The organism is Pelovirga sp. (assembly GCF_059864205.1).
Genome location: NZ_JCBCBS010000189.1, coordinates 1 through 2566, shown reverse-complemented (window position 1 = coordinate 2566; position 2566 = coordinate 1). Strand labels below are relative to the sequence as shown.

Genomic DNA, 2566 nt, shown 5'->3' with positions numbered 1-2566 from the left:
CTGGTCTCTTCAATCTGGCCACGAATAACCTTGACGCGACCCTGAATGGATACTTCGTCACCGGCACCATCGATGATGGTGGTGTTGTCCTTGTCGACAACAATGCGCTTTGCGGTTCCGAGCATGTCGATGGTAGCGTTTTCGAGTTTGAAGCCGACTTCTTCAGAAATCACCTGGCCACCAGTCAGCACGGCGATATCTTCGAGCATCGCTTTACGACGGTCACCAAAGCCGGGAGCTTTTACGGCACAAACGTTGATGGTGCCACGCAGCTTGTTCACCACCAGGGTGGCCAGCGCTTCGCCATCGACATCTTCCGAAATGATCAACAGCGGACGGCCTTGCTTGGCGACCGGCTCAAGGACCGGCAGCAGATCCTTCATGTTGCTGATTTTCTTGTCATGGATCAGAATCAATGGATCATCAAGGGCCGCTTCCATGCGCTCGGCATCGGAAACAAAGTAAGGGGAAAGATAACCACGGTCGAACTGCATCCCTTCAACGGTCTCCAGCGAGGTTTCCATCGATTTGGCTTCTTCAACGGTGATTACGCCTTCCTTGCCGACTTTTTCCATGGCTTCGGCAAGGATGTTGCCGATGGTTTCGTCGCTGTTGGCGGAGATGGTACCAACCTGGGCAATCTCCTTGTGGTCTTTGACCGGCTTGGAGATCTTTGTCAGTTCCTCAACCGCAGTAGCAACCGCCTTGTCGATGCCGCGCTTGAGCTCCATCGGGTTATGACCGGCGGTCACCAGCTTGACGCCTTCCTGATAGATCGCCTGGGCCAGCACGGTTGCAGTGGTGGTTCCGTCACCGGCGATGTCAGAGGTCTTGGAAGCAACTTCCTTGACCAGCTGGGCGCCCATATTTTCAAACTTGTCTTCGAGTTCGATCTCCTTGGCCACGGTTACACCGTCCTTGGTGATCAAGGGAGCACCGTAGGACTTGTCGATAACGACGTTACGCCCCTTGGGACCGAGGGTTACCTTAACCGCGTCAGCCAGAATGGCAACACCGTCAAGAATCTTGGCACGAGCTTCCTGTGAAAAAATAAGTTGTTTAGCCATAATAAATTATATCCTCCGTTTACAAATAGTAATAATTGACAGATCGTACGTCATCGCTGCGGGGGAACCCCCTGCTAGGCAAGAACGCCGAGGATATCGTCCTCGCGCATGATCAGGTATTCCTTGCCATCGACCTTGATCTCGCTGCCGGCATACTTGCCGAACAACACCCGGTCACCAACTTTAACATCAAGGGGAAGCACCTTGCCTTCGGGGGTCACTTTGCCCTTACCGGCGGCAACGACTTTTCCTTCCTGGGGTTTTTCCTTGGAAACCGTGTCGGGAATGATGATGCCCCCTGCTGTTTTGGTTTCTTCTTCAATACGCTCGACGATGATACGATCCTGCATGGGTCTGATGTTCATGTTCTGTATTCTCCTTTCAAGCTTCAATCCGCGGAAAAGTTCCGCAACAGTTGTCAACGAATCCGGAATCAGGCATGATGATGAGCCTGCCTCCTTCCTTCTGCCTGTTAGCACTCAACCCAATCGAGTGCTAACAACGGGTAATAATAATCTGCCTTCCGCGATTGTCAAGCAAAAAAACAACAACCCTCGGAGAAATCCCCCGGAGCGAGAACCCCTTTAAGCCAGAGTGAAATCAAACCCGGCCCCCAACCCGCACCGCAAGTTGCCATAAACAGTCGCAAACCGCCAAAATGTGGTGACAAACCGACAAATTTCCAGCATCATAAGAGGGTTTTTTCTCCAGCGAGTTTTACTGTGAGTAAAGTTATTCAGGTTGACATTTTTGACCATGTTCGCTATACGAAACGGGAGCAAAACAGCTTTATATTGCCTCAACAGTAAGGACCCACATGGACTTTAACATCGGCCAGAAAATCAAAACCCTGCGCAAACAGCGCAAGTTGACCCTGCAGGATGTCGCCAACGAAACCGGGTTCTCGCCGGCGCTGATTTCGCAGATTGAGAACAACAACGTCTCCCCCCCCATCGCCACCCTATCGAAGATCGCGCGCTTTTTCGATATCAAGATGAGCCATTTCTTTGAGGAGGGGGAAGAGACCAACCGCTACGAGATCGTCCGCCGCAGTGATCGCCGCATCGTCAGTCGCGTCATTTCCAAGGACGGCACCAGCCACGGCTACACCTACGAGACCCTCTCGTACCGCAAACGCAACAAAAAGATGGAGCCATTTGTCCTCACCGTCACCGAACGGGCCCAGGAGGAGACCCTCTATAATCACGAGGGAGAAGAGTTTTTGCTGATCTTGAAGGGCAGTGCTGAAATTATTCTCAACGACGAACGCTTTTCCCTCGAAGAAGGGGATGCGGTTTATTTCGATTCCACCGTCAAACACCGACTGCTGGCCAAGGATGGCGAAACGGTACAGGTTCTCGCCGTTGTAACCCGTTAAGCAAATAGCCACCAAGACACCAAGGTCACCAAGAAGAGCAAAAAATTAGGGTTTGCAATCAAAAGCTTTATCTTGTTTCTCTTGGTGTTCTTGGAGCCTTGGTGGCTAAAAAAAGATTGTG

Annotated in this window: 3 protein-coding genes; 1 reads left to right on the top strand and 2 read right to left on the bottom strand. The window is 51.6% G+C overall.

Going from position 1 to position 2566, the window contains the following annotated elements:
* Together groL and groES are read right to left on the bottom strand one after the other, a co-directional pair.
* On the bottom strand, positions 1-1067 hold a 1067-nt coding region (gene groL, locus AC6F7T_RS11925; protein WP_500719137.1), incomplete at its 3' end, for a chaperonin GroEL.
* A gap of 74 nt (positions 1068-1141) precedes the next feature.
* The gene (gene groES, locus AC6F7T_RS11920; RefSeq protein ID WP_500719135.1) at positions 1142-1432 is read right to left on the bottom strand and encodes a co-chaperone GroES; all 291 of its coding nucleotides are present in this window, start codon (positions 1430-1432) and stop codon (positions 1142-1144) included.
* 452 nt (positions 1433-1884) lie between these two features.
* On the opposite strand from groES, the gene AC6F7T_RS11915 reads away from it, so the two are divergent.
* Positions 1885-2445 carry a cupin domain-containing protein gene (locus AC6F7T_RS11915; protein WP_500719133.1) on the top strand — a complete coding sequence of 187 codons (561 nt, stop codon included), beginning with the start codon at positions 1885-1887 and terminating at the stop codon, positions 2443-2445.
* Positions 2446-2566: the final 121 nt, after the last annotated feature.